This is a genomic window from Ancylobacter sp. VNQ12, from assembly GCF_049445835.1.
Lineage (GTDB): Bacteria > Pseudomonadota > Alphaproteobacteria > Rhizobiales > Xanthobacteraceae > Ancylobacter.
The window spans coordinates 18,918-36,301 of the sequence record NZ_JBMSDU010000002.1 but is presented as its reverse complement, the minus strand read 5'-3'; the positions used below and the strand labels follow the sequence as shown (position 1 = coordinate 36,301).

The following is a 17,384-nucleotide window of genomic DNA, read 5'->3' as shown; positions in this document are numbered from 1 at the left end:
CTCCTTATGAGGCTGCGCGTTCGTGCGTCAGCCCTTGATAGCAATATAGCATCTTATGCTTGGCGTTTGCGCAATATGCACATTTTAAGATCACAAAGAGGCTAAGAATTGTGCATCGCCGAATGAGGCGGCCGATGCCCATGAGTGAACGGCGCTGACGGCCGTTTGGTTGCGTGCGACTGTGCGCTGCAGCAGGGCCGGCGCGGCGCGAAGATTCATTCAAGCCGCGCAGAACTCAGGCGAATCGTGCGCCTGGCCGCCGAAAGGGCGGCGGTGGCGGCCGCGCATCCGGCGCCCGGCCGCCACCGCTCGCGCGCCGCGCGCGCCCGAGTTGGCACGCGAAATGCTTGCGGGAAGATAGCCGTTGGCGGTCGGACCTCCTCGCGCGGCCGGCAAAGCGACCTGGGGTCTTCGGCGCCCGGTCACAAGCTATGAGAGACACGCAATGACGAAGTACAAACTCGAGTACATCTGGCTCGACGGTTACAAGCCGACCCCGAACCTGCGCGGCAAGACGCAGATCAAGGAATTCGACCACTTCCCCTCGCTCGAGGAACTCCCGCTGTGGGGCTTCGACGGCTCGTCCACCATGCAGGCCGAGGGCCGCAGCTCCGACTGCGTGCTGAAGCCCGTCGCGGTCTATCCCGACCCGGCTCGCAAGAACGGTGCCCTGGTGATGTGCGAAGTGATGATGCCGGACGGCGTCACCCCGCATGCCACCAATGCGCGCGCCACCATCCTGGACGATGAAGGCGCCTGGTTCGGCTTCGAGCAGGAATACTTCTTCTACAAGGACGGCCGTCCGCTTGGCTTCCCCGAGCATGGCTATCCCGCGCCGCAGGGCCCGTACTACACCGGCGTCGGCTTCAAGAATGTAGGCGACGTTGCCCGCGAGATCGTCGAGGAGCACCTTGAGCTTTGCCTCGAGGCTGGCATCAACCACGAAGGCATCAACGCGGAAGTCGCGAAAGGCCAGTGGGAATTCCAGATTTTCGGCAAGGGCTCCAAGAAGGCCGCCGACGAAGTGTGGATGGCCCGCTACCTGCTGCTCCGCCTGACCGAACAGTACGGCGTGGACATCGAGTTCCACTGCAAGCCGCTCGGCGACACCGACTGGAACGGCTCGGGCATGCACTGCAACTTCTCCACGAAGTACATGCGCGAAGTGGGCGGCAAGGAGTATTTCGAGCAGCTCATGGCGGCCTTCGAGAAGAACCTCGACGACCACATCGCCGTGTATGGCCCGGACAACCACCTGCGTCTGACCGGCAAGCACGAGACGGCGCCGTGGAACAAGTTCAGCTATGGCGTCGCCGACCGTGGCGCCTCGATCCGCGTGCCCCACTCGTTCATCAAGAACGACTATAAGGGCTATCTCGAGGATCGCCGCCCGAACTCCCAGGGCGACCCCTATGCCATCGCTTCCCAGGTCCTCAAGACCGTTTCGGAAGTGCCGACCAAGGCCGTCGCCGCGGCCTGAGCCCGACTCGACCGGGCGGGCGGCGCCCCGCTGTACTGCCGCCCGCGAACTCCCGAGACGGACTTCCGTCTCCCTCAAGCCAGTCCCGGAAACGGGGCTGGCTTTTGTTTGTCCGGCAGGACGCTAGAGCGGTTCACAGATAGGGCGAGGCGAGCCAGATGGCACGGTTGCGCAGCCGCTTGAGGAAGGGGCGGGCCTTCAGCGTTTCCAGCGTCTCGGCACCAGCGGAGGCGATCATCGCACCGATGCGCGCCTCGACCGCGCCGGCGAGGGCCGGGTCGTAAATCTCCAGATCCAGCTCGAAATTGAGCCTGAGGCTGCGCGGGTCGAGGTTGGAGGAGCCGACATAGGCCCAGCAGCCATCGACCGCCAGCAGCTTGGAATGGTCGAACATGCCGCTGGCGCGCCACACCCGGCAGTCGCCGTCCAGCACCTGGTCGAGCTGCGCGGTCATGGCGTAGTCGACCAGCTTCAGGTTGTTGGCTGAGGGGATGACGATGTCCACCTCGACGCCGCGCCGTCCGGCGACCTGCAGTGCGGCGATGAGCTGCTGGTCGGGCAGGAAATAGGGCGAACAGATGCGCACGCGGCTCTGCGCCATGGCGAGCGCGCCCATGATCACGCTGTGCGCGGACGCGAGGTTGCGGTCGGGGCCCGAGGGCACCACGCGCACCGCGGCCGGGCCGTGCACCGTGCCCGACGGCGCCTCGGCCCAGGCGGGCCCGTCGAGGAATTCGTCGGTGGTGAACGTCCAGTCCTGGCTGAACACCGTCAGTAGTTGCTCGACCGCCGGCCCCTCGACGCGGAAATGCGTGTCGCGTGCCTGGTCGGTGCCGCCATGGTTGCTGGTGAACTGGGCGCGGATGTTCATGCCGCCGGTGAAGGCGAGCGCGCCGTCGACGATCAGCATCTTGCGGTGGCTGCGCAGATTGGCATAGGGCAGGCGCAGCCCGATGAGGTTGCCCATGAACAGGTCGGTGATCACGCCGCCATCCATGAGCCGGCCGACGATGGAGGGGCGCGAATAGCGTGCGCCGATGGCGTCGATCAGCACCCGCACCGCGACGCCGCGCTGACGCGCCGCGATCAGCGCGTCGGCGAATTCGACGCCCACGGCATCATTGTCGAAGATGTAGCTCGACAGCGCGACATGGCGCGTAGCGCCGCGTATGGCGGCGAGCATCTCGGGATAGGCCTCGTCTCCGCTGTCGAGCAGGCGGACCTTGTTGCCGGTGGTGAGCGGGAAGGCGCACACCCGGTCGCCGAGCCGCTTCATCGCGGAGAGGCTGGGCGACAGGGTGATGGCGATGGGCGCCCGCTCATGGTGGCGGCGCCGCTCCTGGCTGGCGCGGCGTCGCTTCGCCACGGTGCGGCGGATGCGGTTGATTCCGGCCACCAGATACAGCAGGGCACCGAGCACCGGCGAGAGCAGGATGACGCCGACCCAGCCGATGGCAGCGCGCACGTCGTCCTTTGTCATCGCGGCATGGATGGCCGCGACGATGCCGATCACGGTCGATATCGCCAGGAAGATGTGCGGCCAGTATTCCAACAAGACGCTGAGCATCGCGACGACCCGGGAGGCTGGGAGCGGGGTACTCCCTGTACAAGCCTCTAGCCGGTATTCGGGCGTGCGTCATCCGGCCGGCGGGGTGGTCTACCCCGGTTAAAAGCCCCGGAACGCTGTCCCGGGGCTTGTGGGTTGGGATTGCCTCATACCGCCGCGCGCAGGGGCTGGGCCTCTTCGGCCGGCTCCAGCGCATTGGCGATGGCGTCGTCCACCCGCTCCAGCCAGACGAACTCCAGCCGGTCCCGCGCGTCCTGGGGAATGTCCTCATAGTCGCGCCGGTTGCGGGCGGGCAGCATGACGCGGGTCAACCCCGCGCGTGCCGCCGCTACCACCTTCTCCTTGATGCCGCCCACGGGCAGGACGAGGCCGCGCAGCGAGATTTCGCCGGTCATCGCCGTGTCCTTGCGGACCGTGCGGCCGGAGAGTAGCGAGACCAGCGCCGTGAACATGGCCACGCCCGCGCTCGGCCCGTCCTTCGGTGTCGCGCCGGCGGGCACATGCACGTGCACATCGTTCGAGGCGAACACCGCCGGATCGATGCCGAACTCGGCGGCGCGGCTCTTGACCAGGCTCATCGCCGCCTGCGCGCTTTCCTTCATCACGTCGCCGAGCTGGCCGGTGAGGATCAGCCCGCCGCGCCCCGGCACCTTTGTCGCCTCGATGAACAGGATGTCGCCGCCGACCGGCGTCCAGGCAAGGCCGGTGGCCACGCCGGGCACGCTGACGCGCAAGGCGACCTCGTCCTCGAAGATCGGCGGGCCGAGCAGTTCGGCGACGCCGTCGGATGTGATATGCGCATGGGTGACGCTGCCCTCGGCGATGCCGACCGCGACGTGGCGGACGGCGCGGCCGACTTCGCGTTCGAGATTGCGCACGCCGGCCTCCCGCGTATAGGCGCGGATGATGGTCTGCAGCGCGCCGTCATCGACCTCGACCTGTTCCGGGCTGACGCCATTGGCCTCGAGCTGGCGGCGGACGAGATAGCGCTTGGCGATCTGCAGCTTCTCACTGTCGGTGTAGCCCGAGAGCGTGATGATCTCCATGCGGTCGCGCAGCGGCCCCGGTATGGTGTCGAGCATGTTCGCGGTGGCGATGAACACCACGCGCGACAGGTCGAACGGCACGCCGAGATAATTGTCCCGGAACGTCCCGTTCTGCTCGGGGTCGAGCACCTCCAGCATCGCCGCCGAGGGGTCGCCCTGGATGCCGGAACCCATCTTGTCGATCTCGTCCAGCATCATCACGCAGTCGCGGGTGCCTGCCTTGCGGATGCCCTGGATGATGTTGCCGGGCAGCGCGCCGATATAGGTGCGCCGGTGGCCGCGGATCTCCGCCTCGTCATGCACGCCGCCGAGCGAGACGCGGATGAACTTGCGGCCCAGCGCGCGGGCGATCGACTGGCCGAGCGAGGTCTTGCCGACGCCCGGAGGGCCGGCGAAGCACAGGATCGGCGCCTTGCCGTTCGGCGCGAGCTTGCGCACGGCGAGATATTCGACGATGCGCTGCTTGATCTTGGGCAGGCCGAAATGATCCTCGTCGAGGATGCGGCGCGCCTCGGCGATGTCGATCGGCGCCTCCTCGGGCAGCTTCCACGGCAGGGCGATCAGCCAGTCGAGATAGGTGCGGATCATGCCATATTCCGGCCCGGCATCGGACATGCGGCGCAGCCGGCCCAGCTCCTTGCGGGCCATCTGCTCCACATCGTCCGGCATGCCGGCATCCGCGACCTGCTTCTCGAGGTCGGCGATCTCCTGGCTGTTGCCGTTGTCCTCGCCGAGCTGCTTCTGGATTGCCGCCATCTGCTCGCGCAGCAGCACCTCGCGCTGGCGCTCGTCCAGCGACGCCTTGGTCTGCCGGCCGATCTCCTGCGACAGGCGCAGCACCTCGATGCGGTGCGCCAGCAGGCGGGCGACCTTGTTCATGCGCGCGACGATGTCGATCGTTTCCAGCAGCTCCTGCTTCTCGTCGGCCGAGATGTCGATATAGGCGGCGACGAGGTCGGCCAGCGTCGAGGGCGATTCCGCCCCGCGCACGGCGGCCATCAGCTCGCCCGGCACCTGCGGCAGCAGTTCGAGCGCCTCGGCGGCCTGGCCCTGGAGATGGACGAAGCGGGCCTCGACATCGGAGTTGCGCTCGTCATTCTCCTCGATCCGCCGCACGCGGGCGGTGAGGAACGGCTTCTCCTTGACGAATTCCTCGACATGGAAGCGCTGCTCGCCCTGGCAGACGAGATGATGCGTGCCGTCCTGCGCGGTGACGTAGCGCAATATGTTGGCGACAACGCCCATGCGGTGCAGGTCGGTGACGCCCGGCTCCTCCTGCTGCGCGTCGCGCTGCATGAGGATGCCGACCGGCCGGCCCTCGCGGATGGCCTGCTGCACGGCGGCGACGGAAGACGGACGCATGACCGCGACCGGCATCACCACGCCGGGGAACAGCACGAAATTGCGCACCGGCAGGATGATCAGCTGATCGGCCGGAATGTTGCCGTTGGTGCCGCCATTGCCGCCGGCATCGGCCGCGCGGGCGGGGGCGAAATTCTCGTAAACGGGGTGTGTCATGTCTCAGTCCCCCTCTCAAACCTTGCGCAGCACGACGGCGAGGCAGCCATTGACCACGCGCGGATGCGCGACCTCGTAGCGGCCGGGCGGCAACGCCAGCTGGCGCTCGAAACGGCCCTGCGGCAGCTCCATGCGATGGATGGTGGCGCGATGAAGCTCCGGCGGGAGCACGCGTTCGCCGGTAATGGTCAGCACGCCGCTGTTGATCGCGACGGAAATGCGGTCCGGGTCGACGCCGGGCAGCGCCGCCAGCACGAGCAGTTCGCGCTCGGTCTCAAGCACGTCCACCGGTGGCTCCCAGCACAGCGGGCCGGGGCGGCGCCGGGTATCGGATACCGGCACGGGCTGGAACATCTGCCGGTGCATGCGCTCGGCACGGTTCAGCATGTCGAGGGCTTCCGACCACATCCAGGCGCGGGGGTCAGTCTTCTTCATGGGGTTCTCCTGGGCAGACCGGGGGCGTCTCCTTCGGCCCGCGAGGCTCATATGGTGACGCTTCGACAACGTGCCAGAGAGCGCATGCCGACCTTGCCGCCCGACCGGGCGCTCTCGAAACGCCGGGCTGCCCGGCTGGCAGAGCGGGCCGGTCGCCCGCGGTTCGAAAGTTGATCGGCCTGGCACATGGCGATGCCGGGGCGCCGTCACGATCTACGCTTTCACAGGCATTGCGCCGGGCCCGGACGAAGCCGGCGCACGCAAGCACGAGAGACATCATGAAGATCGGATTCATCGGACTGGGCAATATGGGCGCTGCCATGGCGCGCAACCTCATCAAGGCGGGCCACGAGGTGACCGTGTTCAACCGCACGCCGGCCAAGGCCGCGCCGCTGGTCGAAGTTGGCGCGGTGGCCGCCGCCAGCGTCGCCGAGGCGTGCAAGGGCGAGGCGGTGGTCACCATGCTGGCGGACGATGCGGCACTCGCCGGCGTGGTGGAGGGCGAGGGCGGCATATTGGGCACTTTGGCCAAGGGGGCGCTGCATGTGTCCTGCTCCACCGTTAGCGTCGCTTTGTCCGAGAGGCTCACCGGCGCGCATGCGGCGGCCGGACAGCTCTATGTCGCCGCGCCGGTGTTCGGCCGGCCGGACGCGGCGGCGGCGGGCGATCTCTTCGTCGTCGCGGCGGGCAGTGCTGCGGCGCGGGCGGCCGCCGAGCCGATCTTCGCAGCCATCGGCAAGCAGACCTTCGTGTTCTCGGACGAGCCGGCTAAGGCAAACCTCGTGAAGCTGAGCGGCAATTTCCTCATCACCACGGTGATCGAGGCGCTGGGCGAGGTCTTGGCGCTGGTCGGCAAGGGTGGGATCGACAAGAAGCAATATCTCGACTTCCTCACCTCCACGCTGTTCGGCGCGCCGGTCTACCGCAATTACGGCAACCTCATCATCGACACGAGCCCGCGCCCGGTGGGCTTCGCCGCTCCGCTCGGGCTCAAGGATGTACGCCTGGCGCTCGCCGCCGCCGAGGAGCTGCGCGTGCCGCTGCCGCTCGCCAATCTGGTGCGCGACCGCTTCCTCACGCTGCTTGCCACCGGCGGGGAGGGGCTCGACTGGTCGGCGATCGGCCGGTTGCCGGGCAAGGATGCTGGTGAGGCCCAGTGAGGGGTTCGCGGGAGGATCAGGACGTCGCGCGCGGCTCGGCGGCGGGAGCGGCCAGCGCGCGCAACGCGTTGAGGATCGCCGCGACGTCGATGAGCTCCTGAAACAGCGCCCCCTGCACCGGCGACAAATAGCCGAAGGCGGCGGCCAGCATGCCGGCGCAGGACAGGCCGATGCCGACATAGACGCTCTGCAACGCGATGGCGCGGGCGCGGCTGGCAATCCGCCGCGCATCGACCAGCCGGCCGAGATCGTCGACCAGGATGACGATGTCGGCGGCCTGCGAGGAGGCGGCGGCGCCGCGCGCGCCCATGGCGACGCCGATATCGGCACTGGCGAGCGCGGGGGCGTCATTCACCCCGTCGCCGACCATCATGACCGGGCCGGTCGCCCGCTCCACAGCCACGGCGCGGGCCTTCGCCTCCGGGGTCATGCCAGCGAGAATGGCGTCGACGCCGATCTGTTTCCCGATCGGCTCGGCGCGGTCCGCCCGGTCGCCGGTAGCGAGGATGACGCGGCCGATGCCGGTCGCGCGCAGCTGGCGCACAATGGCGGGCGCGCCCTCGCGCATGCGGTCGGCCAGCAGCAGGGCGCCGGCCGGTGCGCCGTCGACCGCCACCGCCACGGCCACCGTGCCAGGACGTGCGATCCATGTGGCGAGTTCGGCCACGAAGGCATCGTCGGGAACCTGCGCCCGGACGAAATCCCAGCCGCCGACCGCGACCTCATGCCCGCCGAGGCGTCCGGTGACGCCATCGCCCGGCGTCTCGCGCAGGTCGAGCGGCGTCTCCAGCGCCAGCCCGGCCGTGCGCGCGGCCGCTACCAAGGCGTGCGCGACCACATGGGCCGAGCCCTGGTCGAGCGAGGCGGCGAGGCGCAGCAATTCGTCCGGAGCGATGCCCGGCCGGGCGCGGATGTCGACGAGATGCGGGCGCCCGTCGGTCACCGTACCGGTCTTGTCGATGAGTATGGTGCGGATGCGCGACAGCATCTCCAGCGCGCCGCCGCTTTTGACCAGCACGCCCCGGCCGGCACAGCGGGAAATGCCGGAAATGATCGCGACCGGGACGGCGAGGATGAGCGGGCAGGGCGTCGCCACCACTAGCACGGCCAGCGCTCGTACCGCCTCGCCCGTCGCCAGCCAGGCACTTCCGGCAATGGCGAGGGTGAGGGCGAGAAAGCCGAGGGCAAAACGGTCGGCGAGCCGGGCCATCGGCGCCTTGGACTGTTCCGCCGCGGCGACGAGGCGCACGATGCCAGCATAGGTGCTGTCGGCGGCGGCGTGGGCGGCGACCAGATCGAAGGCGTCGCCAGCGTTGGTCGTACCGCTCATGACCGCTTCGCCGACATCCCGGCGGACCGGCAGCGCCTCGCCGGTGAGCGCGGATTCGTCCAACACAGCCGGCACGCCGGAAACGCAGCCGTCGACCGGCACCACCTCGCCGCGGCGGATCAGCAGCCGGTCGCCGGGGCGTAGCGCGTCGAGCGCGACCTCCTCCAGCCTCCCGTCGGCATAGCGCGCGGCGTGGCGCGGCAGGCGGTTCAGCAGCGCCGTCATCTCGCGGCGGGCGCGGCCCTGGGCGAAGGCTTCCAGCGCCTCGCCGCCGGTGAACATGAGCGCGATGATGACGCCGGCGAGATGCTCGCCCAGCGCCAGCGCACCGGCCATGGCCATCGCCGCGATCAGATCGAGGCCGAAATCGCCGCGCCGCAGCCGGGTCGCCATGTCGGCGAGCAGCACGGCGAGCACGGCGGCCGTGGCTCCGCTCCACAGCCATGCGGCGAGGCCGGGCGAGGCCGCCAGCCAGCCGACCGCCCCGGCGGCGAGGCAGCCCAGCGCCAGCGGCAACAGGCCGCGCTTGAGGGCTTGCAGCATGCTTCCCGGCATCGCCGCAGGGTTAACCATGTCGGGCACGTCGCGCTCCCTTTGCCGTGCGGGCATTGTCCTTGCGGCATTAATGAAATATTACCTAAACAATTCTAGGGTCGACGCGATCAGCGCCGCCAACCGGCCGAAAGAGCCGGAGCTTGGGGACTGTTCGAATGCGAGGACTGCCGGTAACGTCCGGGTGATGGCCCGGGCCGACGACGCTTTCGCCTGATTCGCCACCTGAGTAGAGACGCCTGCATGCGCCACGTCGCGCCTCGATTTGTCGGAACGTTCCTGATCGGCTCAGTGAGCTTCGTCGCCATGGCGGTGGCGGTGGCCTGGGTGTCGAATGCGTTCATCCCGACGCCGGCCGATGCCGCGCGGGTCGATCCCGAACTGCGGCTGGTGCCTGCCGCCATGGCGCCCTTCAACGCCGCCTCGGCACCTTTCGATGCTGCGCCGCTGCCTTTCGACACCAAGATGACCGACGTCCCCGTGGCCGAGCCGGTGCGCACGGTGATGGACGTCCGCAATTTCTATGCGTCCGGCGAGCTGTCGCAGCCGGAAGGCTGGTTGTTCGACCCCGCCGTCATGCCGGTGCGCCCCGCCCTGCTGGCCACCGTTCCGGTGCCGCGCCCGACAAGCGAGCCGACCGTCGAGGTGGCGAGCGTGGTGCCGCTGCCGATGGCCAACCCGCTGTTCGCCGGCCGCGTGATGCCGGGCGACCAGCCCGAGGATTCGCTCACTCTGGCGCCGCTGCCGCCGAGGAAGCCGGGCATTCCGACGCAGGCCGCGCCGGTGGACGTCGCCATGCTGCCGCCGCCGATGGAAGAGGACATGGCGCCGGCGGCCGCCGAGCCGCCTGCCGACACCGCTCCCGAGGCGAAGGACGAGCTGCGCTACCCCGCGGCGGAAGACCGGTTCGCCATTTACGACATCCGCGCCAAGAAGCTCTATCTGCCGGGCGGCAGGAAGCTGGAGGCGCATTCCGGCTATGGCGACAAGTTCGACGACGTGCGCTACGTCCATGTGAAGATGCTCGGCCCGACGCCGCCGAACCGTTACAAGCTGAGGATGCGCGAGGCGCTGTTCCACGGCACGGAAGCGGTGCGCATGACCCCGGTCGGCGAGGGCAAGATGTATGGCCGCAACGGCTTCCTGCTGCATCCCTATCTGCTCGGGCCGCGCGGCGATTCCAACGGTTGCATCTCGATCGCCGACTACGACGCCTTCCTCGCCTCGTTCAAGAAGGGCGAGGTGGAGGAGGTTATCGTAGTCGAATCCATGCCGAAGTCGGCCGAGCCGGAAAGCCCGCTCATCTCCTGGCTGACCGGCAAGCGCAGCTGAGCCGAAAGACGTGGATGGACCGGGTCCGACTCGGTCCTGACGGCTTGACCTTGATCGATCCTCTTGCATCGGGCCGCCGGACCGCGCGGTATAGCGGCGCCATTTCGCGCCGCACCCACGCACCGGGAACGACATGTCCACGCTCCACGCCGGCTATTTCACCGAAGGCCTCGACGCCGATCCGGAACTTGCCGCCGCCATTCGCGGCGAGCAGGCCCGCCAGCAGGACGGCATCGAGCTGATCGCCTCCGAGAACATCGTCTCACGCCTCGTGCTGGAGGCGCAGGGCTCGGTGCTCACCAACAAGACCGTCGAGGGCCTGCCCTATGGCCGCTATTATGGCGGGGCGGAATTCGCCGACGCCATCGAGGCGCTGGCGGTGGCCCGGGCCCGGCGGCTGTTCGGCTGCGAATTCGCCAATGTGCAGCCCCATTCCGGCTCCAACGCCAATGCCGGCGTGTTTCTCGGCCTTTTGAAGCTCGGCGACACCATCCTGTCGATGGACACGGCGGCCGGCGGCCACATCAGCCACGGTCACCCGGCGACGCTGACCGGGCGCGACTACAACATCGTGCGCTACGGCGTGAGCCGCGAGAGCGAGCGCATCGAGCTGGACGAATTGCGCGCGCTGGCGCGGACGCATGAGCCCCGGCTCATCGTCGCCGGCGGCTCGGCCTATCCGCCCGCGCTGGATTTCGCCGGCATGCGCGAGATCGCCGATGAGGTCGGCGCGCTGTTGATGGTCGACATGGCGCATTTCGCCGGGCTGGTGGCGAGCGGGCTCTACCCGCATCCGTTCCCGCACGCGCATGTGGTGACCTCGACCACCTACAAGTCGCTGCGCGGGGCGCGCGGCGGCCTCGTGCTGTGGAACGATGCGTTCTTAAGCGACCGCATCAATTACGGTATCTTCCCCGGCGTACAGGGTTCGGTGATGATGCACATCGTCGCCGGCAAGGCCGCCTGCTTCGGCGAGGCGCTGCGGCCGGAATTCACCGCTTACAATCTCGCCGTGCTGGAGAATGCGCGGGTGCTCGCGGACACGCTGTCGGACGCGGGCGTGCGCATCGTCGGCGGCGGCACCGATTGCGGGCTGATGCTGGTCGATCTCGGCGGCATCGGCACCACCGGGGACGTCGCCGCCAAGGCGCTGGAAAAGGCGGGGCTGGCGGTGAACAAGAACCTCATCCCGTTCGACACCCGTCCGCCGGAGGCGCCCTCGGGGCTGCGGCTTTCCTCCAATGCCGGCACGGCGCGCGGCTTCGGCACGGCCGAATTCGCCACCATCGGTGAATGGATCGCCCGCATCGTCAAGGCGCCGGCGGACGCGGCGGGCATCGCCGAGGTCGGGCGCGAGGTGCGCGCGTTGTGCGCCCGCTTCCCGATCTACCGCTGAGCGGGCCTCAGAACTTCACTACCAACTGGGCGAGGATGGTGTTCTGGTTGGCGCTGTCAGCGAGCTGGCCGGCATATTTCACCGCCAGCCGCGTGGCGTCGGTGGGGGCATAGGCCAGCTCCAGCCCCAGTAGGGCGGCGTCCTGCGCGATCGGCACGCCACTAAGCGCCACCGCATCGGACCCGGTGGCGAAGGCGACGGTGGTTGTCGGCGTCACGTCGCCGAAGGCATGCTGCCAGCCCAGCGTGCCGCCGAGCCACATATCGTGGCCACGGATGGCGATGGGCACGCTGAATCGCAAGCCGAGCGCGGAATAGAGCGTGTCCATGTCCTTCGTGGCGACATCGAGCGCCGCGCCGGTGCCGCTCTCGGCAAAATCGGCGCCGTTGAGGCCGACATAGGCGAGGCCGGCGAAGGGCGTCAGCGTCACCCGGTCTAGGACGACGTCATAGGCGAGCTCGGCGAAAGCCTGGAAGCCATCGGCGTCGTAGTCGCCCGCGGCGCCGGAGGCATAGCCGGAGAAGGCGACGCTGCGGCTGACCGTGACGTCGTTCCAGCCATAGGCGGCGCCGAGGCTGAGGCTGGCGGCACCGATGCGCCCGCCGGCATAGAGGCCGATATCATAGGTGTCGATATTGCCCCAGCCGCTCGATTGCGAGAACGAGGAACGGCTGTAGCCGCCGACAAGGCCGGCGCGCCAGCCCTCGCCGAGCGGCGTGTCGAGGCCGAACACCGCGCCGCCAATGGAATTCGACACCGAGGCCGCATTGCCGTTCGAGGAAATGTCGCCCCAGCCGCCGAAGCCCTGCCCCCAGAAGGACAGCGGCAGGCCGCCGGAAGCGACGACCGTCGGGCCGAGCGCGGCGGCGGGAGCGCCCGGCTCGTCTTGGGCCTGACGCAGCCGCGCACTGAGCGCGTCGCGCAGATAGGCCGATTGCTGCTGCATCACGCTCTGCGCTGAAGCGTAGATTTCGCCCGACAGCGCCTGTAGCGCCGGCGTCGCCGTGGTCTCGTTCAGCCCGGCAAGCGCGACGATGGCGTCGCTGGCATCGGTGGCGCTGTCGGCGGCGCGCGCCATGGCGAACTGGTTGGGCGTGCGCGCGGCAGTGGTGAAGCTCACCGCGCTGCGGCCCATGGTGAGCTCGACCGTGCCGGCGGAATAGCTCACCAGCGGTTCGAGGAAGGGGAAGGCGGTGCCGGCCGCGCCGAAATCGGCCGCCTGCACCGACTGAAAGCTGCCGGCAATGCCTCCCTGCGCGCTGAGCAGCGTGTAGTGGCTGCCGAGCACCGGCGTGCCCGGTCCGTAGAGCTCGATGTCGAGCGTGCCGGCGAGAAAGGCCGTGCCACCGACGGCGATGAGGTCGCTACTGCCCGAGGCGCCGATCTCTGCCGTGTAGGTCGCGCCGGCCGCGAACACGGCATTGCCGAGCACGGTGAGCGTGCCGATGGAATTGCCCGGCGCGAGGCTGCTGCCGGTGGCGGCCGCCACGGCACCGATCGTGCCGGAGCCGGACAGCACCGTGCCGTCCAGCAGCAGCGTCGCCGGCAGCAGTCCGTTCACCACGAGGGCGCCGCCGGACACGGTCATGATGCCGGAATAGAGGTTAGTGCCGGAGAGCGCGAGCACGCCGCCGGGCGCGATGGCCACGTCCATGTCGACGCTGCCCGACAGTGTGCCGGCGAAGGTCGCGCTGCCGAGGATAGTCAGCCCGGCATCGGTGCCGAAGGCGATGGCGCGGTCGGTGGAGAAGCCGGGCGAGGTGACGAGCTGGCCGGCGAGCAGCACGCCGCCACCCGGTACGCCGAGATCGGCATCGCTCGCCGCAAAGATGGTGCCGAGCAGCACGTTCTGCAGCGGCGCGAAGCCGATGCGCCCGTTCACCCCGTCATAGGCGACGACGTAATAGCGGAACAGGCCGGCGCCGGAATTGTAGCCCGCCGAGGTCCCGTGCGCGGGGTCGTAGACGTAGAAGTTCTCGTTGTTGCTGCTTCCCGCGACATTGGCGAAGGAGATCACCCCCGGCACGGTGGTGGTGACGCTGGAGCCGGGCGTCACCTGGCCATATGCCTCGCCGGAGGTGCCGGTCTCGAAGGAACCGAGCGGGGCGCCGGTGTCGAACACGGTGACGAAGCAGCCGGGCGAGCCGTTGTTCACGGAGAAGCAGGTGTTGATCGACTTGGTGTTCCAGGCATTGAGCCCGGCCGGCTGGGTGCCGCCGTCATCCGCCGCGAATTGCGACCAGACGAAACCGGCGGTGTTCTGCGCCGTCAGCCCGACGATGACGTGCGGCGTCATGCCGGGCTCACCGAGATCGTTGGAAACGACGATGAAGCCGCTGCCGTAATTGCCGGGAAGCTGCGCGAAGGGATTGAACACCGCCGCCGGTTCGGCGGAATAGGCGACGCCCATCACCCCGCTCTGGCCGGTCGGCCAGCCGGGGCACCAGTCGCCGCCGCCCTTGCATTCGAGCGAGGTGACCGCGCCGACGGTGATCCAGCCGGTGGAGAGGGCGGTGCTGGCCTCGGGAAAGGCGACCAGGGTGGAGACAAAGTAGCCGTGCAGCTCGTTGCCGCTTGAATAGCCGTACTGGAAGGTGACCGGCGCGCCGCCAGAGGTGATGACCGTACTGGCCGGACCGATCTGGCTCTCATACACATAGAGCCCGGTGGAGCCGGTATCCATCAGCACCGTCAGCGTCGAGCCGCCGCCGACCGCAACGGCGATCTGGTTGCTGAAGCCGTTGGTCGCGGCGCCGGTGTGCAGGGGAATGGTCGCGCTCTCCTGCGCCTGCACGCTGCCCGGCGGCGCCAGCAGAGCCAGTCCGGCAAGGCCGGACAGGGCGCTCGTGCGCAGCAGCGACCGGGCGCGGACGGACAAGCCGAACCGCATGCCGCGCGGAAAACTGATGCGAATATCCATGAGCCCACCCCCAAACCCGCTCCGCCGCCCCGCGGATCTGGACGGATTACGCTACCGTTGACAGGGCCCTGGCCGCAAGGGCATGCGTGGCGTCATCCGCGCACGCACGGCATCGTTTCGCGAGCGCCGTTGTCTGCTGGCCGGGAGACGGCTAGATCACCTCACCTAGTTCCCCGCGCCCATCCCCGCGCCATCGTCGAGCCGCGAGTCGCCGCATGACCGAGAACATACCCGCCGATAGCTCCGAGGCGCTCCTTGCCGCTGGTCTGGCCGCACGCCTGGCCGACCGCAGCGCGAGCATCGGCGTGATCGGGCTCGGCTATGTCGGCCTGCCGCTGGCGCTGGTGGCGGTGGAAGCCGGCTTCCCGGTGATCGGCCTCGACATCAATCCGCGCCGTGTCGAGGAGATCGCGAGCGGCCGGCAGGTCATCAAGTACATTCCGCAGGCCCGCATGCAGGCGGCACTGGCGGACGGGCGGTTTGCTGCGACCACCGATTTCGCCCGACTGGCGGATTGCGATGCCATCATCATCTGCGTGCCAACGCCGCTGACCCGGCAGCGCGAGCCGGACCTGTCCTTCATCGTCGAGACCGCGCGCACGATTGCCCACACGCTGCGCCCCGGCCAGCTGGTGGTGCTGGAATCCACCACCTGGCCCGGCACCACGGTCGAGGTGGTGAAGCCGATCCTGGAGGAGGGGGGGCTCGTCTCGGGGCGCGACTTCTTCCTCGCCTTCTCGCCGGAACGCGAGGACCCCGGCAATGTCAGCTTCTCCACCGCCACCATACCCAAGGTGGTCGGCGGCGACGGCGCGGCGGCGGGAAAGCTGGCGCAGGCGCTCTACCGCCCGCTGGTGACGAAGGTCGTGCCGGTCTCCTCCACCCAGGTGGCCGAGGCAGCCAAGCTGACGGAGAATATCTTCCGCTCGGTCAACATCGCCCTCGTCAACGAGTTGAAGACCGTTTACGGCGCCATGGGCATCGATGTGTGGGAGGTGCTGGAGGCGGCGGCGACCAAGCCGTTCGGCTTCATGCCGTTTTATCCCGGCCCCGGACTTGGCGGCCACTGCATCCCGATCGATCCGTTCTACCTGACGTGGAAGGCGCGTGAATTCGACATCGAGACGCGCTTCATCGAGCTGGCCGGGCAGATCAACACCCGCATGCCCTATCTCGTGGTCGACAAGCTGGCCGAGGCGCTGGACCAGAAGGCCGGGCGTGGCCTTGCCGGCGCGCGCATCCTCGTGCTCGGCGCTGCCTACAAGAAGAATGTCGACGATGTGCGCGAGAGTCCGGCGCTGAAGCTGATGGAGCTGATCGACGAGCGCGGGGGCCTGTGCGAGTTCCACGACCCGTTCGTGTCCGCGCTGCCGCCGACCCGGCGCCACCAGCGGCTGAGTGGCAAGCAATCGGTGGCGCTGACCGCCGAAGCTCTTGCCGGTGTCGATGCGGTGCTGGTGGCGACCGACCATGACGAGGTCGACTACGCTCTCGTCGCCGCCCACGCCCGCGTGCTGGTCGACACCCGCAATGCGTTCGCCCGGCTCGGGCTGGCGCCGGCGGGGCTGGTGAAGGCGTGAAGTCAATTCTCCCTCTCCCCGATGGGGGGAGGGGGCAGCCTCTACGGCGCCGACGTTGCCGTCACCTGCAGCCCGCCGCAGACCTCCGCCGACGCGACGTCGGCGCAGTTCGGCCCGCGCCGGAAGTTATCGTACCAGAGCGTCCAGATGCCGTCGCGCCCGGCGCGGTAAGGGCCGAACTTGAAGTACATGTTGTCGCCGAGGCCGTCGCCCTCATGGCCGATCTTGCCCTCGACGGTGACGATCCACTGGCCGTTGGCGACAATGTCGATGCGCCCGTCGCCCTTGGGGCCGGGCTTCACCTGGAAGACGAGGTCGATCCAGCCGGATTCGAGCGCGGGCAGCGTGCCGCCACGCGGGGTGACGACGAGGTCCGGCGTGCAGCCGGGGAAGCCGATCTGCGCCGGCAGGTGCTCGCCCTGCGCCGCCGCCACAAGGGTGCGGAACTGGTTGAACTCGTCGGGCGTGCCGGCGGGCGCCTCTCCCGGCAGGCAGCCTTCCGGGCGCGCGGCGGTGCCGGTCGGCTGGAAGGCGCCGGTGTCGGTGTCGATGGTGGCGACCAGCCGCCCGTCGACCATACGCAGAGCCAGCAGCGGTGAATAGTCGCCATGGGCGCCGGGGATGATCTCCCGTTTCCACTGCGCCATCACATAGCGGTGCATCTCGGCCGGGATGGGCGTCGCCATCCGCATGGAGAAGGCGTACCAGACCGGCTGGCCATAGGGCACCAGCACCTCCGGCTTCTCCCACACCTCGGCGCGCTCGCTGCACAGGCCGTTCTGGTGCTTGCACTGCGAGCGCACGGAAAGCTCGATCGACTGCTTGCCGTCGCGCGCGACCTGCGACTGGAAGACGTAGGTGCCGGCCTCCTGCTCGTGATTGTCCTTGTAGTAGAGCCCCCCACCCGGCGCGAAGTCGGTTCCTTCGAAGCCGTCGAACAGGACGAGGTCGCGTGTGCTGTCCGCCGCGCCGGCCGGGGCAGAGGCACCGAGAGCGAGAAGCGCTGCGAAGATGAGTGCGAACAACGGCCTGGACGGACGGGGATGACGCGGATCGAGCTCGTTCATG

General features: G+C 68.8%; 11 protein-coding genes. 5 read left to right on the top strand and 6 right to left on the bottom strand.

Annotated elements, in window-relative coordinates:
- Positions 1-445: 445 nt before the first annotated feature.
- On the top strand, positions 446-1,480 hold the full coding sequence (locus tag ACO2RV_RS03625; RefSeq protein WP_423289932.1) for a glutamine synthetase beta-grasp domain-containing protein: 1,035 nt from the start codon (positions 446-448) through the stop codon (positions 1,478-1,480).
- Positions 1,481-1,613: 133 nt separating this feature from the next.
- Here ACO2RV_RS03625 and ACO2RV_RS03620 read toward each other — a convergent pair whose 3' ends face one another.
- The 3 genes from ACO2RV_RS03620 to ACO2RV_RS03610 form a co-directional block, all read right to left on the bottom strand.
- Positions 1,614-3,047 carry a phospholipase D-like domain-containing protein gene (locus tag ACO2RV_RS03620; RefSeq protein WP_423289930.1) on the bottom strand — a complete coding sequence of 478 codons (1,434 nt, stop codon included), beginning with the start codon at positions 3,045-3,047 and terminating at the stop codon, positions 1,614-1,616.
- 146 nt (positions 3,048-3,193) lie between these two features.
- Positions 3,194-5,611: an endopeptidase La gene (gene lon / locus ACO2RV_RS03615; protein ID WP_423289928.1), complete on the bottom strand. Its 2,418-nt coding sequence runs from the start codon at positions 5,609-5,611 to the stop codon at positions 3,194-3,196.
- A 15-nt stretch (positions 5,612-5,626) separates the two neighbouring features.
- Positions 5,627-6,046: an Hsp20/alpha crystallin family protein gene (locus ACO2RV_RS03610; protein ID WP_423289926.1), complete on the bottom strand. Its 420-nt coding sequence runs from the start codon at positions 6,044-6,046 to the stop codon at positions 5,627-5,629.
- Between the two features lie 278 nt (positions 6,047-6,324).
- Between ACO2RV_RS03610 and ACO2RV_RS03605 the strand changes: the two genes are divergently transcribed.
- Positions 6,325-7,206, top strand: a complete 882-nt coding sequence (locus tag ACO2RV_RS03605; protein WP_423289924.1) for an NAD(P)-dependent oxidoreductase — start codon at positions 6,325-6,327, stop codon at positions 7,204-7,206.
- 16 nt (positions 7,207-7,222) lie between these two features.
- Here ACO2RV_RS03605 and ACO2RV_RS03600 read toward each other — a convergent pair whose 3' ends face one another.
- Entirely contained in the window at positions 7,223-9,109 is a 1,887-nt protein-coding gene (locus tag ACO2RV_RS03600; RefSeq protein WP_423291016.1) for a heavy metal translocating P-type ATPase, read from the bottom strand.
- Between the two features lie 222 nt (positions 9,110-9,331).
- On the opposite strand from ACO2RV_RS03600, the gene ACO2RV_RS03595 reads away from it, so the two are divergent.
- Both ACO2RV_RS03595 and glyA read left to right on the top strand, forming a co-directional pair.
- Positions 9,332-10,420, top strand: a complete 1,089-nt coding sequence (locus ACO2RV_RS03595) for a DUF2778 domain-containing protein (protein WP_423289922.1) — start codon at positions 9,332-9,334, stop codon at positions 10,418-10,420.
- Positions 10,421-10,553: 133 nt separating this feature from the next.
- Positions 10,554-11,816 carry a serine hydroxymethyltransferase gene (gene glyA / locus ACO2RV_RS03590; protein WP_423289920.1) on the top strand — a complete coding sequence of 421 codons (1,263 nt, stop codon included), beginning with the start codon at positions 10,554-10,556 and terminating at the stop codon, positions 11,814-11,816.
- Positions 11,817-11,823: 7 nt separating this feature from the next.
- Here glyA and ACO2RV_RS03585 read toward each other — a convergent pair whose 3' ends face one another.
- Positions 11,824-14,736: an autotransporter outer membrane beta-barrel domain-containing protein gene (locus ACO2RV_RS03585; RefSeq protein WP_423289918.1), complete on the bottom strand. Its 2,913-nt coding sequence runs from the start codon at positions 14,734-14,736 to the stop codon at positions 11,824-11,826.
- Positions 14,737-14,951: 215 nt separating this feature from the next.
- Here ACO2RV_RS03585 and ACO2RV_RS03580 point away from each other — a divergent pair, with 215 nt between their 5' ends.
- A complete protein-coding gene (locus ACO2RV_RS03580; protein WP_423289916.1) occupies positions 14,952-16,316 on the top strand; it encodes a nucleotide sugar dehydrogenase in 1,365 nt (454 codons plus the stop codon).
- A 41-nt stretch (positions 16,317-16,357) separates the two neighbouring features.
- Here the strand turns inward: ACO2RV_RS03580 and ACO2RV_RS03575 are convergent, their stop codons facing one another.
- Positions 16,358-17,383: a polysaccharide lyase gene (locus ACO2RV_RS03575; RefSeq protein ID WP_423289914.1), complete on the bottom strand. Its 1,026-nt coding sequence runs from the start codon at positions 17,381-17,383 to the stop codon at positions 16,358-16,360.
- Between the last annotated feature and the right edge of the window lies 1 nt (position 17,384).